16 protein-coding genes are annotated in these 20592 nt (G+C 60.8%); 6 read left to right on the forward strand and 10 right to left on the reverse strand.

Features of this window, described 5'->3' with window-relative positions:
* Positions 1–4: 4 nt before the first annotated feature.
* From rraA to ppsA, 3 genes are all read right to left on the reverse strand, one after another.
* A complete protein-coding gene (rraA, locus tag CAF80_RS00060) occupies positions 5–496 on the reverse strand; it encodes a ribonuclease E activity regulator RraA (RefSeq protein ID WP_011333248.1) in 492 nt (163 codons plus the stop codon).
* Between the two features lie 226 nt (positions 497–722).
* Entirely contained in the window at positions 723–1712 is a 990-nt protein-coding gene (locus CAF80_RS00065; RefSeq protein WP_011333247.1) for an alpha/beta fold hydrolase, read from the reverse strand.
* Positions 1713–1810: 98 nt separating this feature from the next.
* Positions 1811–4186: a phosphoenolpyruvate synthase gene (gene ppsA / locus CAF80_RS00070; protein ID WP_039769989.1), complete on the reverse strand. Its 2376-nt coding sequence runs from the start codon at positions 4184–4186 to the stop codon at positions 1811–1813.
* 174 nt (positions 4187–4360) lie between these two features.
* Here ppsA and CAF80_RS00075 point away from each other — a divergent pair, with 174 nt between their 5' ends.
* Positions 4361–5179 (forward strand): pyruvate, water dikinase regulatory protein, encoded by an 819-nt coding sequence (locus CAF80_RS00075; protein ID WP_007951980.1) that lies wholly within the window; start codon positions 4361–4363, stop codon positions 5177–5179.
* 134 nt (positions 5180–5313) lie between these two features.
* On the opposite strand, the gene prpD is transcribed toward CAF80_RS00075, so the two are convergent.
* The 6 genes from prpD to CAF80_RS00105 all read right to left on the reverse strand — a co-directional run bounded on the left by prpD (position 5314) and on the right by CAF80_RS00105 (position 13670).
* Positions 5314–6798 (reverse strand): 2-methylcitrate dehydratase, encoded by a 1485-nt coding sequence (gene prpD, locus CAF80_RS00080; protein WP_074687619.1) that lies wholly within the window; start codon positions 6796–6798, stop codon positions 5314–5316.
* A gap of 187 nt (positions 6799–6985) precedes the next feature.
* On the reverse strand, positions 6986–8176 hold the full coding sequence (gene prpF, locus CAF80_RS00085; protein WP_085666663.1) for a 2-methylaconitate cis-trans isomerase PrpF: 1191 nt from the start codon (positions 8174–8176) through the stop codon (positions 6986–6988).
* Between the two features lie 54 nt (positions 8177–8230).
* Positions 8231–10825, reverse strand: a complete 2595-nt coding sequence (gene acnD, locus CAF80_RS00090; protein ID WP_074687617.1) for a Fe/S-dependent 2-methylisocitrate dehydratase AcnD — start codon at positions 10823–10825, stop codon at positions 8231–8233.
* Between the two features lie 61 nt (positions 10826–10886).
* Positions 10887–12014: a 2-methylcitrate synthase gene (gene prpC / locus CAF80_RS00095; RefSeq protein ID WP_039769981.1), complete on the reverse strand. Its 1128-nt coding sequence runs from the start codon at positions 12012–12014 to the stop codon at positions 10887–10889.
* Positions 12015–12057: 43 nt separating this feature from the next.
* Positions 12058–12948 carry a methylisocitrate lyase gene (prpB, locus tag CAF80_RS00100; RefSeq protein WP_007951973.1) on the reverse strand — a complete coding sequence of 297 codons (891 nt, stop codon included), beginning with the start codon at positions 12946–12948 and terminating at the stop codon, positions 12058–12060.
* The gene (locus tag CAF80_RS00105; protein WP_074687615.1) at positions 12945–13670 is read right to left on the reverse strand and encodes a GntR family transcriptional regulator; all 726 of its coding nucleotides are present in this window, start codon (positions 13668–13670) and stop codon (positions 12945–12947) included. The genes prpB and CAF80_RS00105 overlap by 4 nt, the downstream gene beginning before the upstream one ends.
* 297 nt (positions 13671–13967) lie before the next feature.
* Here CAF80_RS00105 and CAF80_RS00110 point away from each other — a divergent pair, with 297 nt between their 5' ends.
* From CAF80_RS00110 to pabB, 4 genes are all read left to right on the forward strand, one after another.
* Positions 13968–14504: an ATP-dependent zinc protease gene (locus CAF80_RS00110; RefSeq protein ID WP_011333239.1), complete on the forward strand. Its 537-nt coding sequence runs from the start codon at positions 13968–13970 to the stop codon at positions 14502–14504.
* Positions 14505–14509: 5 nt separating this feature from the next.
* Positions 14510–16045, forward strand: coding sequence for an inactive transglutaminase family protein (locus CAF80_RS00115; RefSeq protein WP_039769978.1), 1536 nt, complete (start codon positions 14510–14512; stop codon positions 16043–16045).
* On the forward strand, positions 16045–17031 hold the full coding sequence (locus CAF80_RS00120; protein ID WP_039769976.1) for an alpha-L-glutamate ligase-like protein: 987 nt from the start codon (positions 16045–16047) through the stop codon (positions 17029–17031). Before CAF80_RS00115 ends, CAF80_RS00120 begins: the two co-directional genes overlap by 1 nt.
* A gap of 232 nt (positions 17032–17263) precedes the next feature.
* On the forward strand, positions 17264–18607 hold the full coding sequence (gene pabB / locus CAF80_RS00125) for an aminodeoxychorismate synthase component I (protein WP_085666664.1): 1344 nt from the start codon (positions 17264–17266) through the stop codon (positions 18605–18607).
* A 127-nt stretch (positions 18608–18734) separates the two neighbouring features.
* On the opposite strand, the gene thrH is transcribed toward pabB, so the two are convergent.
* The gene (gene thrH / locus CAF80_RS00130) at positions 18735–19352 is read right to left on the reverse strand and encodes a bifunctional phosphoserine phosphatase/homoserine phosphotransferase ThrH (RefSeq protein ID WP_074687613.1); all 618 of its coding nucleotides are present in this window, start codon (positions 19350–19352) and stop codon (positions 18735–18737) included.
* 163 nt (positions 19353–19515) lie between these two features.
* Between thrH and CAF80_RS00135 the strand changes: the two genes are divergently transcribed.
* Complete coding sequence (locus tag CAF80_RS00135) at positions 19516–20250, forward strand: phosphoadenylyl-sulfate reductase (RefSeq protein WP_085666665.1); 735 nt, start codon at positions 19516–19518, stop codon at positions 20248–20250.
* The last annotated feature ends 342 nt before the right edge of the window (positions 20251–20592 follow it).

Below are 20592 nucleotides of genomic sequence, written 5' to 3' on the forward strand. Positions count from 1 at the left end.
CGATTTATTCAGGCATTTTCAGCGGACTTGGCGAGATGATCACGCCATTGTTGTCCGCATAGATGTACTGGCCGGGATGGAAGGTCACACCCGCGAAGGTCACCGGGACGTTGAGGTCGCCGAGACCGCGTTTTTCAGTCTTTTTCGGATGGCTGGCCAGGGCCTGAACGCCGAGATCGGTCTGGGCGATGACGTCCACATCACGGATGCAACCGTAGATCACCAGCCCTTCCCAACCGTTTTTCGCGGCTTTCTCGGCGATCATGTCGCCCAGCAGCGCGCAGCGCAGGGAACCACCACCATCGACCACCAGCACCTTGCCGTTGCCCTTGAGCTCGGCTTGTTCCTTGACCAGCGAGTTGTCTTCGAAGCATTTGATGGTCACGATTTCGCCGCCGAACGAATCACGGCCGCCGAAATTGCTGAACATCGGTTCCAGCACCTGAACCAGCTCCGGATAGGCGTCGCACAGGTCAGGCGTAAGGTAATGGTTCATCGAAAAACTCCTGTAACAAGGAAGACGAGCAAGAATGTCGCACTCTTTTGAAACGAGTCCCAACGGTCGCTGTTTACCTTAGCCCATGTCATGGTCGCTGAACGAACCTGAACACAGGCTGAAACGTAATAGCGAAACAGTCACTAAATATGACCAGAACCGTTCAATGCGTCATATATTAGCCGCAAGCCGACCCGAACGAAATGCCCTTTTAAAGGCGCCGCGCTCACACCGCTGCCGCCAGATCCGGCTTCTCGCCGAGCAATGGCGTGTGCTGATCCGCCAGCCAACGCGCCACCAGCGGCCAGACCTCGGCCTGCGCCGCTTTGCTGACCAGCATCTCGACATGGCCGAACTGATCGTTGAAACCCTGTTCACGGCCCAGGTTGATGAACTGCTTGTGCTCGGAGCCGATCTGTTCGAACAGTTTCCGGCAGGCCCAGGCCGGATCCTGATGATCCCCCGCCGCGCTTACCGCCAGCACCGGGACCTGCACGTCGGCAAGACCTGCCCACCAATCCTTGTCCTTGTCGCCGAAACGCCCGAACAGTCCGTACCAGCGCATGCTTTCCAGCGCCAGGCCGATCGGCTCGTCCTCGGGGCCGCGCTTGAGTCGCGAGCCGGACAACTGGGCAAAACGCTTGAGAATGAAGCGCCCGCTCCACTCCACCGGCGGAATCTTCAGCGGCCAGTACGTACGGCTGACCTGGGTGCCGAAAAATGCCGCCGACGCCACCGCCGGCTCGCCGAGGTATTCGCCGCCCAGCGCGGCCGCCAACGTGATGCCACCCAGCGAGTGACCGATCCAATGCGGAATCTGCCCGCTCTGCTCACGGACGAACGCGGCAATCGCCGGCAGATCGTAACGGGCATAGTCGGCGACCCGGTTGCGGCGGTAGTCCTCGTTGCGCTGGGACAGACCGTGACCACGCATTTCCGGGATCCACACATCGAAACCCAGACGCGTCAGATACGCGCCCAGACCCAGCCCCTTCGGCGAGAACCAGAAGCGCCGATTGGAAAAACTGCCGTGCAGCAAGATCACCGGCACGCCGCGCGACGCCGGCTCATCGGCCATGCCGAGCCGGGTCACCGCGATTTCCACGGACCAGTCAGGGCTGTTGCCCGGTTTCAAACGGTAAACGTCTTCGCTCAGATCACCGCGTCGCTCGGCGCTGATCAGGGCGACAGGAAATAGGTTGCTGCTGCTTTGCATAATGCTCTTGCACAAAAAAGGGCGGCATCCGAAGAGCTCGCCCTACTTCAATCTTAAAGCCCCGACCCGGTTCAACGGGCCGGGGCTTCATTCACGGCTTATTCCGCCGCCTGGCCTTCTGCAAGGAAGAACCAGGTTTCCAGCACGGTGTCCGGGTTCAGCGACACGCTTTCGATGCCCTGCTCCATCAGCCACTTGGCGAGGTCCGGGTGATCCGAAGGGCCCTGACCGCAGATGCCGATGTATTTGCCGGCCTTGTTGCAAGCGGCAATAGCGTTGGCCAACAGCTTCTTGACCGCCGGATTACGCTCGTCGAACAGGTGCGCGATGATCCCGGAGTCACGGTCCAGACCCAGTGTCAGCTGAGTCAGGTCGTTGGAGCCGATCGAGAAACCGTCGAAGAATTCGAGGAACTCTTCAGCCAGGATCGCGTTGGATGGCAGTTCGCACATCATGATCACGCGCAGACCGTTTTCACCGCGCTTGAGGCCGTTTTCGGCGAGCAGATCCACCACCTGGCTGGCTTCGCCGAGGGTACGGACGAACGGCACCATGATTTCGACGTTGGTCAGGCCCATCTCGTTGCGCACGCGTTTCAGCGCACGGCACTCGAGTTCGAAGCAGTCACGGAACGATTCGCTGATGTAACGCGAAGCGCCACGGAAACCCAGCATCGGGTTTTCTTCTTCCGGCTCGTACAGTTTGCCGCCGATCAGGTTGGCGTATTCGTTGGACTTGAAGTCCGACAGACGCACGATGACCTTCTTCGGTGCGAACGCAGCGGCCAGGGTGCTGATGCCTTCAACCAGTTTCTCGACATAGAAGCCGACCGGATCGTCGTAACCGGCGATGCGCTTGTCGACGCTTTCCTTGATGTCCTGCGGCAGGCCGTCGTAGTTCAACAGCGCTTTCGGGTGTACACCGATCATGCGGTTGATGATGAATTCCAGACGGGCCAGGCCCACACCGGCGTTCGGCAGCTGCGCGAAGTCGAAGGCGCGGTCCGGGTTGCCGACGTTCATCATGATCTTGAACGGCAGCTCCGGCATGGCGTCGACGGAGTTCTTCTTGATGTCGAAGCCCAGTTCGCCTTCGAAGATGTAACCGGTGTCGCCTTCGGCACAGGACACGGTCACGCCCTGGCCATCCTTCAGCAGTTGAGTGGCGTTGCCGCAACCGACAACAGCAGGAATACCCAGCTCACGAGCAATGATCGCCGCGTGGCAGGTACGGCCGCCACGGTTGGTGACGATGGCGCTGGCGCGCTTCATGACCGGTTCCCAGTCCGGGTCGGTCATGTCGGAAACCAGCACGTCGCCCGGCTGGACTTTGTCCATCTCGGAGACGTCCTTGATGATCCGCACCTTGCCGGCGCCGATGCGCTGGCCGATGGCACGACCTTCCACCAGCACGGTGCCGGTTTCTTTCAGCAGGTAACGTTCCATGACGTTGGCCTGGGTGCGGCTCTTCACGGTTTCCGGACGGGCCTGCACGATGTACAGCTTGCCGTCGTCACCGTCCTTGGCCCACTCGATGTCCATCGGGCAGCCATAGTGCTTCTCGATGATCATCGCCTGCTTGGCCAGCTCGCTGACTTCAGCGTCGGTCAGGCAGAAACGCGCGCGCTCGGCCTTGTCGACATCAACGGTTTTCACGGAACGACCGGCCTTGGCCTCGTCACCGTAGATCATCTTGATGGCCTTGCTGCCCAGGTTGCGGCGCAGGATTGCCGGGCGACCGGCTTCCAGGGTGCCCTTGTGGACATAGAATTCGTCCGGGTTCACCGCGCCCTGTACGACGGTTTCGCCCAGGCCGTAAGCGCCGGTGATGAACACCACGTCACGGAAGCCGGATTCGGTATCGAGGGTGAACATCACGCCGGCGGTGCCGGTTTCCGAACGCACCATGCGCTGCACGCCAGCGGACAGGGCGACCAGTTTGTGGTCGAAGCCCTGGTGCACGCGGTAGGAAATGGCACGGTCGTTGAACAGGGAAGCGAACACTTCCTTGGCCGCGCGGATGACGTTTTCCACGCCACGGATGTTCAGGAAGGTTTCCTGCTGACCGGCGAACGAAGCGTCCGGCAGGTCTTCGGCGGTGGCGGAGGAACGCACGGCCACGGCCACGTCAGGATTACCGGCCGACAACGCGGCGAACGCGGTGCGGATCTCGGTGTTCAGTTTTTCAGGGAATTCGGCTTCCATGATCCATTGGCGGATCTGGGCGCCGGTCTTGGCCAGGGCATTGACGTCATCGACGTCCAGCGCATCAAGGGCCTTGTGGATCTGATCGTTCAGACCGCTCAGTTCCAGGAAGTCGCGATAGGCTTGCGCCGTGGTGGCGAAGCCGCCGGGGACCGAAACACCGGCACCGGCCAGGTTACTGATCATCTCGCCCAGGGATGCGTTCTTGCCCCCCACATGCTCAACATCGTGTTTGCCGAGCTTATCGAGGGAAACTACGTACTCTACCAAGGTGATCTCTCCACTAACTGTGTTGGAAAAGCTCAGAAACCGGCGGCTCGGGGGAGCGTTGGCCGGCTGTATGGCCTGGACCTGGAAAATAAGTGAGAATGCGGGCCAATGGTGGCCGACAAATCGCGCCTATCATATCCAGAAATGCTCATTAGCTTAAGGCCCAAGGTGCAAATGAAACGATCTGCTTTCTTTATCTCCGATGGCACCGGTATCACCGCCGAAACCCTGGGTCAAAGCCTTCTGGCGCAGTTCGAAAACATTACCTTCAGCAAATTCACGCGACCGTACATCGACAGCGTTGAAAAAGCGCGGGCCATGGTACAACAAATCAACAAAGCCGCTGAAACCGACGGTTTCCGGCCGATTATCTTCGACACCATCGTCAATCAGGACATTCGTGAGATTCTCGCAACCTCCAATGGTTTCATGATCGACATTTTCTCGACGTTCCTCGCCCCGCTCGAGCAGGAACTGACCGAGCATTCTTCCTACACCGTCGGCAAATCCCACTCCATCGGTCACAACTCCAATTACATGGAGCGGATCGAGGCGGTGAACTTCGCCCTCGACAACGATGACGGCGCCCGCACCCACTATTACGACAAGGCCGATCTGATACTAGTGGGTGTGTCGCGTTGTGGTAAGACGCCGACGTGCCTGTACATGGCGATGCAGTTCGGCATCCGCGCGGCCAACTACCCGCTGACCGAAGACGACATGGAACGCCTGCAATTGCCGGCCGCCCTGCGCGCCCACCAGCACAAGCTGTTCGGCCTGACCATCGACCCGGACCGCCTCACCGCGATCCGCAACGAACGCAAGCCCAACAGCCGTTACTCGAGCTACGCCCAGTGCGAGTTCGAAGTGCGCGAAGTGGAAAACCTGTTTCGCCGCGAGAACATCCCGAACATCAACTCCACGCATTTTTCGGTGGAAGAGATTTCCGCGAAGATTCTTGTGGAAAAAGGCGTCGAGCGGCGCTTCAAATAGCTCTGCGGTGTCTGATCTGACGCCTTCGCGGGCAAGCCCGGCTCCCACAGGTGTCGTGGTGTTTGCAAAAATTGCATCCGACACAAAACCCTGTGGGAGCGTGGCTTGCCCGCGAAGAACGATAACGCGGTCTCTCAGATCACAAACAAATCGACAAACCTGTTCACTGGCGTGGCTTCAAGCCGCACCTGATCCTTGCACAACACCAGAATCTCCCCGCTGCGCTGCCCGGTGAAGCGGGTCGCCAGATTTGCCCGGAATTTGTCCTCCAGCAACGGAATACCCTCGGCGCGACGCCGGCGATGGCCGATCGGGTACTCCACCACCACGTTTTCCGTGCTCGAACCGTCCTTGAAAAACACCTGCACCGCATTGGCGATCGAGCGCTTGTCGGCCTCCAGGTATTCGCGGGTGAAACGCGGATCTTCGACGATGACCATTTTCTCGCGCAGCACATCGATGATCGGATGAGCCTTGTGGAAATCATCCTCGTACTGCTCAGCCACCAGATTGCCGAACGCCAGCGGCACGGCGGTCATGTACTGGAGGCAGTGATCGCGGTCGGCAGCATTGGCCAGCGGCCCGACCTTGGAAATGATGCGAATCGCCGATTCGTGGGTGGTGATGACGATCCGGTCGATCTCATGCAGACGGTTGCGCACCTGCGGGTGCAGGGTCACGGCGGCTTCGCAGGCGGTTTGCGCGTGGAATTCGGCGGGGAAGCTGATTTTGAACAGCACGTTCTCCATCACGTAGCTGCCGAACGGTCGCGAAAAACTGAAGGCGCGCTTGTCTTCAGGCTTGAGTGCCAGATCATTGTTGGTGTGGCTGAACAGAACGTCGTAAAAGCCCCACTGTTTGGCACTCAAGACGCCGGGAATGCCCATTTCGCCGCGCATCGCGATATCCGCCAGCCGCACGCCCCGGCTCGACGCATCCCCCGCCGCCCAGGATTTTCGCGAACCGGCGTTCGGCGCATGGCGGTAAGTGCGCAATGCCTGACCGTCGGCAAACGCATGGGACAACGCCGATAACAGCTGCTCGCGGTTGGCGCCCATCAGTTTGGCGGTCACGGCGGTCGAGGCCACTTTCACCAGAATGACGTGGTCGAGGCCTACACGATTGAAGGAGTTTTCCAGAGCGATCACGCCTTGAATCTCGTGGGCCATGATCATGGCTTCGAGTACATCATGCATGGTCAGCGGCGCTTCACCGTTGGCCAGACGCTTTTGCGACAGGTGATCGGCCACCGCGAGAATCCCGCCGAGGTTATCCGACGGATGGCCCCATTCCGCGGCGAGCCAGGTGTCGTTGTAATCGAGCCAGCGCACGATGCAGCCGATGTCCCACGCGGCTTTCACCGGGTCGAGGCGATAGGAGGTGCCTGGGACCCGCGCGCCGAATGGGACGACGGTGCCTTCGACCATCGGGCCAAGGTGTTTGGTGCATTCGGGAAAGCGCAGGGCCAGCAGGCCGCAGCCCAGGGTGTCCATCAGGCAATTGCGGGCGGTGTCGAGGGCTTCGGCGGATGTGATTTTGTAGCTGAGGACGTAATCGGCAATGTCCTGCAGGACACGGTCGTAGTCGGGGCGGTTGTTCAGGTCGACGTTGGCGCTCATGTTCGATTCACTCTTGAAAGTGGTTCGTTGATGGGACCTCGGTTCAGGACTAATTTTCTTCTTATTGAAATGCAGACAACTGTGGGAGCGAGCCTGCTCGCGATTGCGGTTTATCAGCCGACATCAATCCTGAATGTCAGTCCGTCATCACGAGCAGGCTCGCTCCCACATGTGCTCGGTGTCGGGATCAGAAAGAGTCGCCAGGCACGCGGACGTAGCCTTCCATCAGAACCCGCGCACTACGGCTCATGATCGCCTTCTTCACCACCCACTCACCATTTTCCAGGCTGGCTTCTGCGCCAACACGCAACGTCCCGGACGGATGCCCGAACCGCACCGCATTCCGCTCCACACCACCAGCCGCCAGATTCACCAAAGTGCCCGAGATGGCTGCTGCGGTGCCAATCGCCACCGCCGCCGTCCCCATCATCGCGTGGTGCAGCTTGCCCATCGACAACGCCCGCACCAGCAAATCCACATCCCCGGCGCCAATGGCTTTGCCGCTGGACGCGACGTAATCCGCAGGCTTGGCGACAAACGCAACCTTCGGCGTGTGTTGTCGCTTGGCCGCCTCATCCAGATTCGAAATCAGCCCCATGCGCAGCGCGCCATAAGCACGAATGGCCTCGAACATCTGCAACGCTTTCGGATCGCTGTTGATCGCGCTTTGCAGTTCGGTGCCGGTGTAACCGATGTCTTCGGCGTTGACGAAGATCGTCGGAATCCCCGCGTTGATCATGGTCGCCTTGAAGGTACCGACGCCCGGCACCTCCAGTTCGTCGACCAAGTTGCCGGTGGGGAACATCGAGCCACCGCCGCCCTCTTCTTCCGCCGCCGGATCCATGAATTCGACCTGGACTTCAGCAGCCGGAAAGGTCACGCCGTCGAGTTCGAAATCACCGGTTTCCTGGACTTCGCCGTTGGTGATCGGCACGTGGGCAATGATCGTTTTACCGATGTTGGCCTGCCACACGCGAACCACCGCCACGCCGTTGTGCGGAATGCGGCTGGCGTCCACCAGGCCGTTGCTGATGGCGAACGAACCGACCGCCGCCGACAGGTTGCCGCAGTTGCCGCTCCAGTCCACGAACGGCTTGTCGATGGACACCTGACCGAACAGGTAATCGACGTCGTGATCGGCCTTGATGCTTTTCGACAGGATCACGGTTTTGCTGGTGCTCGAGGTGGCGCCGCCCATGCCGTCGATCTGCTTGTCGTACGGGTCGGGGCTGCCGATTACTCGCAGCAGCAGCGCATCGCGGGCCGGGCCGGGAATCTGCGCGGCTTCGGGCAGATCCTTGAGGCTGAAAAACACGCCTTTGCTGGTGCCACCACGCATGTAGGTGGCGGGGATTTTTATTTGCGGTGCGTGAGCCATGGTGCTCCTTAACGAAGACATGGGACTTGAAGTCCCATGCCCACATCAGTTGATTTAAACGGCAACCGCCGACTCTTCGAGGAAGTCCTGGGCAAAGCGCTGCAACACGCCGCCGGCCTCGTAGATCGACACTTCTTCAGCGGTATCCAGACGGCAGGTCACCGGCACATCAACGCGTTCGCCGTTCTTGCGATGGATCACCAGCGTCAGGTCGGCACGCGGCGTGCGCTCGCCGATCACGTCGTAGGTTTCGCTGCCATCGATACCCAGGGTCTTGCGGTCGGTGCCCGGTTTGAACTCCAGCGGCAACACGCCCATGCCCACCAGGTTGGTGCGGTGAATGCGCTCGAAACCTTCGGCGGCAATCGCTTCCACACCCGCCAGACGCACGCCTTTGGCCGCCCAGTCGCGGGACGAACCCTGGCCGTAGTCGGCGCCGGCGATGATGATCAGCGGCTGCTTGCGCTCCATGTAGGTTTCGATGGCTTCCCACATGCGCATCACTTGGCCTTCCGGCTCGACACGGGCCAGCGAGCCCTGCTTGACCTTGCCGTTTTCCACGACCATTTCGTTGAACAGTTTCGGGTTGGCAAACGTCGCGCGCTGCGCGGTCAGGTGGTCGCCACGGTGGGTTGCGTAAGAGTTGAAGTCCTCTTCCGGCAGGCCCATTTTCGCCAGGTATTCGCCGGCGGCGCTGTCGAGCATGATCGCGTTCGACGGCGACAGGTGATCGGTGGTGATGTTGTCCGGCAGCACCGCCAGCGGGCGCATGCCCTTGAGCGGGCGCGCCCCGGCCAGCGCGCCTTCCCAGTACGGCGGACGGCGGATGTAGGTGCTCATCTCGCGCCAGTCGTACAGCGGCGTGACTTTCGGGCCGGTGTCTTCATGGATGGCGAACATCGGGATGTAGACCTGACGGAACTGCTCGGGCTTGACCGAGGATTTCACCACCGCGTCGATTTCTTCGTCGCTCGGCCAGATGTCTTTAAGGCGGATTTCCTTGCCGTCGACCACGCCCAGCACATCTTTTTCGATGTCGAAACGGATGGTGCCAGCAATCGCGTAAGCCACCACCAGCGGCGGCGAAGCGAGGAACGCCTGCTTGGCGTACGGGTGAATCCGGCCGTCGAAGTTGCGGTTGCCGGACAGCACAGCGGTGGCGTACAGATCGCGGTCGATGATCTCTTGCTGGATCACCGGATCCAGCGCGCCGGACATGCCGTTGCAGGTGGTGCAGGCAAACGCGACGACGCCGAAACCGAGCTGCTCCAGTTCCGTGGTCAGCCCCGCTTCATCGAGGTACAGCGCCACGGTTTTCGAGCCCGGCGCCAGCGACGACTTGACCCACGGCTTGCGGGTCAGCCCGAGCTTGTTGGCATTGCGCGCCAGCAGGCCGGCGGCGATCACGTTGCGCGGGTTGCTGGTGTTGGTGCAACTGGTGATGGCGGCGATGATCACCGCGCCGTCAGGCATTTGCCCCGGCACGTCCTGCCACTGGCCGGCGATGCCTTTGGCGGCCAGATCCGAGACCGCCACACGGGCATGCGGGTTGCTCGGGCCGGCCATGTTGCGCACCACCGAAGACAGGTCGAAGGTCAGACCACGCTCGTATTGCGCGCCTTTCAGGCTGTCGGCCCACAGGCCGATCTGCTTGGCATATTGCTCGACGAGTTGCACTTGCTGGTCTTCGCGACCGGTCAGTTTCAGGTAGTCGATGGTTTGCTGGTCGATATAGAACATCGCCGCCGTGGCGCCGTATTCCGGGGCCATGTTGGAGATGGTTGCGCGGTCGCCGAGGGTCAGTGCCGAAGCACCTTCGCCGAAGAACTCCAGCCATGCGCCGACCACTTTCTGTTTGCGCAGGTATTCGGTCAGTGCCAGCACCATGTCGGTGGCGGTGATGCCCGGTTGCAGCTTGCCGGTCAATTCGACGCCGACGCTTTCCGGCAGGCGCATCCACGATGCGCGGCCGAGCATCACGCTTTCAGCTTCGAGACCACCGACGCCGATGGCAATCACGCCCAGCGCATCGACGTGCGGGGTATGGCTGTCAGTGCCGACGCAGGTATCCGGGAACGCCACGCCGTCGCGCACCTGGATCACCGGCGACATTTTCTCCAGGTTGATCTGGTGCATGATGCCGTTGCCCGGCGGGATCACGTCGACGTTCTTGAACGCCTTCTTGGTCCAGTTGATGAAGTGGAAGCGGTCTTCGTTTCGACGGTCTTCGATGGCGCGGTTCTTCTCGAAGGCCTGCTTGTCAAAGCCGCCCGCTTCCACCGCCAGCGAGTGGTCGACGATCAGTTGCGTCGGCACCACCGGGTTGACCTGCGCCGGATCGCCGCCCTGCTGGGCAATCGCGTCGCGCAGGCCGGCCAGGTCCACCAGTGCGGTCTGGCCAAGAATGTCGTGGCACACCACGCGGGCCGGGAACCACGGGAAGTCGAGGTCGCGTTTGCGCTCGATCAGTTGTTTCAGGGAATCGGTGAGCGTGGCCGGGTCGCAGCGACGCACGAGGTTTTCCGCCAGCACGCGAGAGGTGTACGGCAGGGTGTCGTAGCTGCCGGGCTGGATCCCATCGACAGCCGCGCGGACGTCGAAAAAGTCCAGCGGCGTGCCGGGCAGGTTCTTGCGAAATTCTGTGTTCATCGGTCAGGACTCGGTCACGGTAGTTTCAAAGAGGGGGCGCCTGTGCCGACGCCCTCCCCGGTCAGCGCTGTTCGATGGGCACGAACTTGCGCTGTTCGACGCCGGTGTACTCGGCGCTTGGACGGATGATGCGGTTGTTGGCGCGCTGTTCGAATACGTGCGCCGCCCAGCCGGTCAGGCGCGAGCAGACGAAGATCGGGGTGAACAGCTTGGTCGGGATGCCCATGAAGTGGTACGCCGAGGCATGGTAGAAGTCGGCGTTGGGGAACAGTTTCTTTTGCTCCCACATGGTCTTGTCGATGGCTTCGGAAACCGCGAACAGCACCTTGTCGCCCACTTCGTCGGCGAGTTTTTTCGACCAGCCCTTGATTACCTCGTTGCGCGGATCGCTGTCCTTATAGATCGCGTGGCCGAAGCCCATGATCTTGTCCTTGCGCTCGAGCATGCCGAGGGTGCCCTTGATCGCCTCTTCCGGCGACGAGAAGCGCTCGATCATTTCCATCGCCGCTTCGTTGGCGCCGCCGTGCAGTGGGCCGCGCAACGAGCCGATGGCCGCCGTGACGCAGGAATACAGATCGGACAGGGTCGAAGCACACACCCGAGCGGTGAAGGTCGAGGCGTTGAATTCGTGCTCGGCGTAGAGGATCAGCGACACGTTCATCACTTTGACGTGCAGTTCGCTCGGCTTCTTGTCGTGCAGCAGGTGCAGGAAGTGGCCGCCGATGGACTGTTCGTCCGTCACGCAATTGATGCGTTTGCCGTCGTGGCTGAAGCGATACCAGTAGCACATGATCGCCGGGAACGCGGCCAGCAGGCGGTCGGTCTTGTCGCGTTGCTCGGAGAAGTCTTTCTCCGGCTCGATGTTGCCCAGGAACGAGCATCCGGTGCGCATCACGTCCATCGGGTGGGCGTCGGCGGGGATGCGTTCCAGCACTTCTTTCAGCGCTTGTGGCAGGTCACGCAGCTTGCTGAGTTTGCTCTGGTAGTCGGCGAGTTGCGCCTTGGTCGGCAGTTCTCCGTAGAGCAGCAGGTACGCCACTTCTTCAAATTGTGCGTCTGCTGCCAGTTCGCGCACGTCGTAGCCGCGATAGGTCAGCCCGGCACCGGCCTGGCCCACGGTGGACAGTGCGGTTTGTCCGGCGACCTGGCCCCGGAGTCCGGCGCCACTGAGTACTTTTGCTTCGGCCATTGTTGTCTCCAATCTTGAATTTATTAGGGAGTACGGTTGCGGCTTACTTCTTCGCCGCAAACAACGCGTCGAGCTTCTGCTCGAAGGTGTGGTAATCGATACGATCGTAAAGCTCCATGCGAGTCTGCATGGTGTCGATGACATTCTGCTGAGTGCCGTCGCGGCGGATCGCGGTGTAGACGTTTTCCGCGGCCTTGTTCATCGCGCGGAACGCCGACAGCGGGTACAGCACCAGCGACACGTCGGCGCCGGCCAGTTGCTCGGTGGTGTACAGCGGCGTCGAGCCGAATTCGGTGATGTTGGCCAGAATCGGCGCTTTCACGCGGCTGGCGAACAGCTTGTACATCTCCAGTTCCGTGATGGCTTCCGGGAAAATCATGTCGGCGCCGGCCTCGATGCACGCGGCGGCGCGATCCAGTGCCGATTCCAGGCCTTCAACAGCCAGCGCGTCGGTGCGGGCCATGATCACGAAGCTGTCATCGGTGCGGGCATCGACGGCAGCCTTGATGCGGTCGACCATTTCCTGCTGGGTCACGATCTCTTTGTTCGGACGATGACCGCAGCGCTTGGCGCCGACCTGGTCTTCGATGTGAATCGCCGCCGCGCCGAACTTGATCATCGACTTGACGGTGCGCGCCACGTTGAACGCCGAGGCGCCGAAACCGGTGTCCACGTCCACCAGCAGCGGCAGGTCGCAGACGTCGGTGATGCGGCGCACGTCGGTCAGCACGTCATCCAGGCCGGTGATGCCCAGGTCCGGCACGCCGAGGGAGCCGGCAGCCACCCCGCCACCCGACAGGTAGATCGCCTTGAAACCGGCGCGCTTGGCCAGCAGCGCGTGGTTGGCATTGATCGCCCCGACCACTTGCAGCGGATGTTCGCTGGCGACCGCATCGCGGAAACGCTGGCCTGGAGTGCTCTTGTTGGAACTCATGACTCACCTCGTTCAGTGGCTGTCTTGTTGTCGGCGCCGTCCTGGTAGTGACGGGCGATGTTGCGTTTCGAGGCGCCGATGTGACGGCGCATCAACAATTCCGCGAGTTCGCCGTCACGGTCGGCGATGGCATCGAGAATCCGGTGGTGTTCGGCAAAGGCCTGGCGCGGGCGGTTGGGCGTGGTGGAAAACTGGATGCGGTACATGCGCACCAGTTGATAGAGCTCGCCGCAGAGCATTTGCGTAAGGGTGCGGTTGCCGCTGCCCTGGATGATCCGGTAGTGAAAGTCGAAATCGCCTTCCTGCTGGTAGTAGCCGACGCCGGCCTGAAACGCCGCATCGCGCTCATGGGTTTCCAGCACCCGGCGCAGTTCGTCGATTTCTTCGACGCTCATGCGTTCGGCCGCCAGACGGCAGGCCATGCCTTCGAGGGATTCGCGGATTTCGTAGAGTTCGAGCAATTCGGCGTGGCTCAGCGACACCACCCGCGCACCGACGTGCGGTACGCGCACCAGCAGGCGCTGGCCTTCCAGCCGATGGATCGCCTCGCGCAGCGGCCCGCGGCTGATGCCGTAGGTGCGCGCCAGTTCCGGCTCGGAGATCTTGCTGCCCGGGGCGATCTCGCCTTTGACGATGGCCGCCTGGATGCGCCGGAAGACGTTTTCCGAGAGCGTCTCGGAATCGTCGCCGCTGACCACCGGGGGATCGAGTTGATCCAGCATATTGTCGACACCTTCAAATCCAATGCGGCAAAAACTAGCGAATCAGCCCGCATCAGTCAAAGGATAAATCTAGATTGTCGACAATCGTCTAATAAGCCTTCATCTCAGCCCCAAGGGTTATAGACCGGTCCCGGCGCTGGCGCCATAAAACCACCGTGCTAGAATGCCGCCCGCATTTGCGAGTCATTTGCACGGCTTGTCATAAAAAGCTGATAGGCACACGAAGGCGCATGGGCAGACAGGATTTCCTGATGCCATGGCCCTGAACCGAGAACGGAACGCTGCTCGCCAGGATTTATGAGACTCAAGCCCTTCCCCACATTCTTTGCACTGTTTTGCCTGCCCGGCCTCGCTGCGGCGGGGGAAAAGACCGTGTACGGCCTCAACGAATACGCTGCCCTCGACGGGATCAACCTGGAAGTGGCGGCGAAACTCGACACCGGGGCGAAAACCGCCTCCCTGAGCGCCCGCGACATCAAACGCTTCAAACGCAACGGCGAGTCCTGGGTACGTTTCTACCTGGCCATCGACGCCGCGCATTCGCACCCGATCGAACGGCCGCTGGCCCGGGTCAGCAAGATCAAGCGCCGCGCCGGCGACTACGACCCGGAAGAAGGCAAGAAGTACACCGCCCGCCCGGTAATCGAGCTGGACATCTGCATGGGTTCGGCAATGCGCAGCATCGAAGTGAACCTGACCGACCGTAGTGCGTTCCAATACCCGCTTTTGATCGGCTCCGAGGCGCTGAAACGCTTCGATGCGCTGGTCGATCCCAGTCTTAAATACGCTGCCGGCAAACCCGCCTGCGCCATCGCCGCTCATACCGCCGAGTAATTTCCATGCGTTCTCTAACCTTCCACCTGAAAGTCCTGATCACCATCCTGGTGTTGCTGGGCGTTTCGGTTACGGCCTATCAGATTTTCGTGCTCGGCATCCCGGTGACCGAAGACGCCACCGACGACCTGTGGAACATCGACGCCAAGGTCGAGTTCGTCGCCAGCACCAAGGATCCGGTGAAGATCCAGATGTTCGTGCCGCCCCTGAGCCGCGATTACGTCAGCCTCAATGAAAGCTTCATCTCCAACAACTACGGCGTGGCGGTCAACCGCGTCGACGGCAACCGCAAGGTCACCTGGTCGGCACGTCGGGCCAAGGGCAATCAGACTCTTTATTACCGTCTGGTGCTGACCAAGCGTTACACCGCCGAAAAAACCAAGGTCAAAGGCCCGACCTTCCGCGACAGCATGGCCATCGAAGGCCCGGAAAAGATCGCCGCCGAAGCCCTGCTCGCGCCGATCCGCCAGCATTCGGCCGACGTCGAGACCTTCATTGGCGAGGCGATCAAACGCGTCAACAACGTCAACGACGACAACGTGAAACTGCTGCTGGCCGGCGATCCGTCGACGCCGCACAAAGCCAAGATCGTCGAACTACTGCTGTCCATCGCCCACGTACCGGTGGAGAAAGTCCACACCATCCGCCTCGTCGCCGATCAACCGCAAACCCCGGAACTGTGGCTGCGCAGCTTCAACGGCACCGACTGGCTGTACTTCAACCCGGAAACCGGCGAGCAAGGCCTGCCGACTGACCGCCTGCTGTGGTGGAGCGGTGATGAAAACCTGATCACCGTCGACGGCGGCAAGAAAGCCAATGTGACCTTCAGCCTGAACAACAGCGAAATGAACGCGATTCGTCTGGCCAAGCTGACCGACGAAAACACCGACGCCAACTTCCTCGAATACTCGCTGTACGGCCTGCCGCTGCAAACCCAGCAGACCTTCATGATCATGGTGATGATCCCGATCGGCGTGCTGGTGATCCTGATCCTGCGCAACCTGATCGGCCTGCAGACCCTCGGCACGTTCACGCCGGTGCTGATCGCCCTGGCCTTCCGCGAGACGCAGCTGGGCTTCGGCATCCTGCTGTTTACCGTGATCACCGCGCTCGGGTTATCGCTGCGCTCGTATCTGGAACACCTGAAGCTGCAAATGCTGCCGCGCCTGTCGGTGGTGCTGACCTTCGTGGTGGTGCTGATTGCGGCGATCAGTCTGTTCAGTCACAAACTCGGTCTGGAGCGCGGTCTGTCGGTGGCGCTGTTCCCGATGGTGATTCTGACCATGACCATCGAACGCCTGTCGATCACCTGGGAAGAACGCGGCGCCAGCCATGCCATGAAAGTGGCGATCGGCACGCTGTTCGCGGCGTCCCTGGCGCACCTGATCATGACCGTTCCGGAGCTGGTGTACTTCGTGTTCACCTTCCCGGCGATCCTGCTGATTCTGGTGGGCTTCATGCTGGCCATGGGTCGCTATCGCGGTTATCGCCTGACTGAACTGGTGCGTTTCAAGGCTTTCCTGAAGAAGGCTGACGCCTGATGTTCGGTTTCTGGAAGACCTGGAAGGCCCTGGAAGCCCGGGGCATCATGGGTATCAATCGGCGTAACGCGGACTACGTGCTCAAGTACAACAAGCGCAGCCTGTACCCGATCGTCGATGACAAGATCATCACCAAGGAACGCGCGATCGAGGCCGGCATTCACGTGCCGGAACTGTATGGCGTGATTTCCACGGAGAAGGAAATCGACAAGCTCGGCGAGATCATCGGCGGGCGCAACGACTTCGTGATCAAGCCGGCCCAGGGCGCCGGCGGTGACGGCATCATCGTCATCGCCGACCGTTTCGAGGGCCGCTATCGCACGGTATCGGGCAAGATCCTTGCCCACGAAGAGCTGGAGCATCACATTTCCAGCATCCTCACCGGCCTGTATTCGCTGGGTGGCCACCGCGACCGGGCGCTGATCGAGTATCGGGTGACCCCGGACCAGATCTTCAAGAGCATCAGCTACGAAGGCGTGCCGGACATCCGCATCATCGTGCTGATGGGTTACCCGGTGATGGCGATGCTGCGTTTGCCGACCCGCCAGTCCGGCGGCAAGGCCAACCTGCATCAGGGCGCCATCGGCGTCGGCGTCGACCTGGCCACGGGCCTGACTTTGCGCGGCACCTGGCTGAACAACATCATCACCAAACACCCGGACACCACCAACGCGGTGGACGGCGTGCAACTGCCCTACTGGGACGGTTTCATGAAGCTCGCCGCCGGTTGTTATGAGCTGTGTGGCCTGGGGTACATCGGCGTGGACATGGTGCTGGACCAGGAGAAAGGCCCGCTGATTCTGGAGCTGAATGCGCGGCCGGGGCTGAATATCCAGATCGCCAACGATTGCGGGCTGACGTTGCGCACCCATGCGGTGGAAGCGCATCTGGAAGAGCTCAAGGCGCGCGGGGTGACGGAGTCGGTTGAAGAGCGAGTGGCGTTTGCTCAGGAGTTGTTTGGGCATATTCCGGCGGTCGAGGGCTGACAGCCCACGACGATCGTTCCCACGCTCCGCGTGGTAACGCCGACATGGACGCTCCGCGTCCACTGTGACGCGGAGCGTCACGGGATGCATTCCCACGCAGAGCGTGGGAACGATCAAACGATCAAGCGTGATACCTGCCGCCAATCTGCCAATCCCCGACATCCCCTCTAGGAGCAATTCCCGGAGGGGACTACAATCCCCACCCCGCCTCGATGGCCGATCTGCCCCGCCCATGTTGACCTGTTCCGTACACCCGCTGCCCTATCGCGCCAACCCCGCCGACTATTTCGCGGCCGTCCGCCATGCGCCCGGCGCCGTGCTGCTCGACAGTGGCCGGCCGAGTGCCGACCGTGGCCGTTATGACCTGCTCAGTGCCTGGCCGCTGGAACAACTGGCGGTATTGCCGGACGAGCGCGGGGAAGATTTCCTGCAACGTCTGCGGGACAATCTGACCCGTTTGGGCGATGCGCAATTGCCCGAGGGGTACGAATTGCCCTTCGCCGGTGGCCTGATCGGTTACCTGAGCTACGACTTCGGTCGGCATCTGGAAAACCTGCCAAGTCAGGCCCGGGATGATCTGCAATTGCCCGATGCGCGATTTGGCCTGTACGACTGGGCCTTGATCAGCGATCACCAATCGGCAACCAGCCAACTGGTGTTCCACCCCTCGGTCAGCGCCAGCGAGAAACAGCGGCTGATCGATGTATTCAGCCAACCGGTGGGCACGGAACTGACCCCGTTCAAGCTGAACAGCCCGATGGCGGCAGATCTTTCAGCCGACGATTACCGTCAGGCCTTCGAACGCATCCAGCATTACATCCAGGCCGGTGACTGCTATCAGGTCAACTTCGCCCAGCGCTTCCGCGCGCCGTGCCAGGGTGATCCATGGCTGGCCTACTGCAAATTGCGCGAAGCATGCCCGACGCCGTTTTCCGGTTTCCAAAGCCTGCCCGACGGCAACGCGGTACTGAGCCTGTCACCCGAGCGTTTCGTCAAAGTCAGCCAGCGTCAGGTGGAAACCCGCCCGATCAAGGGCACCCGCCCCCGTGGCGCGACCCCGGCCGAAGACGCGGCGAACGCCGCCGAACTGCTGGCCAGCCCCAAGGACCGCGCGGAAAACCTGATGATCGTCGACCTGCTGCGCAACGACCTGGGCCGCACTTGCCGCATCGGCTCGGTGCGGGTGCCGGAGTTGTTCAGCCTGGAAAGTTATCCGAACGTGCATCACCTGGTCAGCAGCGTGACCGGCGAGCTGGCGGAAGATCGCGACGCTCTGGATCTGATTGCTGGCAGCTTCCCCGGCGGCTCGATCACCGGCGCGCCGAAGATTCGCGCGATGCAGATCATCGACGAACTCGAACCGACCCGACGTGGGTTGTATTGCGGTTCGTTGCTGTATCTGGATGTGCGTGGCGAGATGGACAGTTCCATCGCCATTCGCAGTCTGCTGGTGAAGGATGGACAGGTGTGCTGCTGGGGCGGTGGCGGGATCGTCGCTGACTCGGACTGGCAGGCGGAGTATCAGGAGTCAATTACCAAGGTCAGAGTCCTGCTCGAAACGCTGCAAAACCTCTGACTAGAGTGCTTGATCGTTCCCACGCTCTGCGTGGGAATGCAGCCCGGGACGCTCTGCGTCCCAAGAGCGGACGCAGAGCGTCCATTGAGGCATTCCCACGCAGAGCGTGGGAACGATCATCAGGTGACTATAGGGATAAGTCGCGGTTCGAAGCCTTGAGGAATTCCTGCTTCAACTCTTCGAACGTATGCACCGCCGGAAACTGCGGAAACTCGCGGATCACGTTATCCGGCGCATGGAACAGAATCCCCGCATCCGCTTCGCCCAGCATGCTGGTGTCGTTGTAGGAGTCCCCCGCCGCAATCACCCGGTAATACAGGCTCTTGAAGGCCAGGACCGACTGACGTTTCGGATCTTTCTGACGCAACTGGTAACTGGTCACCCGCCCGGTGTCATCGGTAATCAGTCGATGGCAAAGCAAGGTCGGAAAGCCCAGCTGACGCATCAGCGGCTGGGAAAACTCGTAGAACGTGTCCGACAGAATCACCACCTGAAACCGCTCGCGCAGCCAGTTGACGAACTCCACCGCGCCCTCCAGCGGCTTGAGGGTCGCGATCACTTCCTGGATGTCCGAAAGCTTCAAGCCATGCTCGTCGAGGATGCGCAGGCGCTGTTTCATCAGCACGTCGTAGTCGGGAATGTCCCGGGTGGTGGCCTTGAGCGATTCGATTCCGGTTTTTTCGGCGAAGGCGATCCAGATTTCCGGCACCAGCACCCCTTCAAGATCAAGACAGGCAATTTCCACAAGACACTCCCGTTTGTAATGTTTATTGAGTCGAGCGAGCCCGAACTCTAGCGGCTCGACCTGGAGCGTGCAACGCAGAGGCCGCCCCGGCGGGCGTTGCTTTTTGTTAACATCGCCGCCATATAGAGCGCCCAGCGCCACCGACCTGTAGGAAGCCGCCCTGATGAGCCCAACGTTCGACGTCGTGGAACTCGCCACGACCTATGCCAACAAATCCGCGCAGGACATCCTCAAACTCGCGTTCGCCGAGTTCGGCGATGACCTGTGGATATCTTTCAGCGGCGCCGAGGATGTGGTGCTGGTGGACATGGCCTGGAAGCTGAACAAGAACGTCAAGGTGTTCAGTCTCGACACCGGTCGCCTGCACCCGGAAACCTACCGTTTCATCGATCAGGTGCGCGAGCACTACAAGATCGACATCGAACTGGTCTCGCCGGACTACACGAAACTTGAACCGTTCGTGAAGGAAAAAGGCCTGTTCAGTTTCTACAAGGACGGCCATGGCGAATGCTGCGGCATCCGCAAGATCGAGCCGCTGCGCCGCAAGCTGTCCGGCGTCAAAGCCTGGGCCACCGGCCAGCGCCGCGACCAGAGCCCTGGCACCCGCAGCGCAGTCGCGGTAATGGAAATCGACAGCGCGTTCTCCACCCTGGAGCGCACCCTGTACAAGTTCAACCCGCTGGCGCAGATGACCAGTGAGGAAATCTGGGGCTACATCCGCATGCTGGAGCTGCCGTACAACAGCCTGCATGAGCGCGGTTTCATCAGCATCGGCTGCGAACCGTGCACTCGTCCTGTCCTGCCGAACCAGCACGAACGTGAAGGCCGTTGGTGGTGGGAAGAAGCGACCCAGAAAGAATGCGGGTTGCATGCCGGGAACATCATCAGTAAGGCATAAGCATCGCTGTTGCCCCGTGGGAGCAATTCAGCTCCCACAGTGTTCACCGCCCGTCTTGAAAAATGTGTACACACGAATGTCACCATCGGTGCCATTTATGTGTGCACTTTTCGTTTCTGCGCCCTGAAAAGTTACATCAGGCTCCAAAAACACTCCCTCCCGGCGCCCGCCAAAATCCCTCCCGAAAAATAAATACCTGTTCGAACGGTCAACTTATATCGCCGGTATTTCAACGACTTGGTGTTCTTCAATAACTTTTCGAAATCAGCGGTGATTTTCATAGATCGCGGGCTGGCACAGATCTGGCTTTAGTGCATACATGTTTTGTATACAAAACCGCAA

The sequence above is a fragment of the Pseudomonas sp. B34(2017) genome, assembly GCF_002112915.1.
Classification (GTDB): domain Bacteria; phylum Pseudomonadota; class Gammaproteobacteria; order Pseudomonadales; family Pseudomonadaceae; genus Aquipseudomonas; species Aquipseudomonas pharyngis.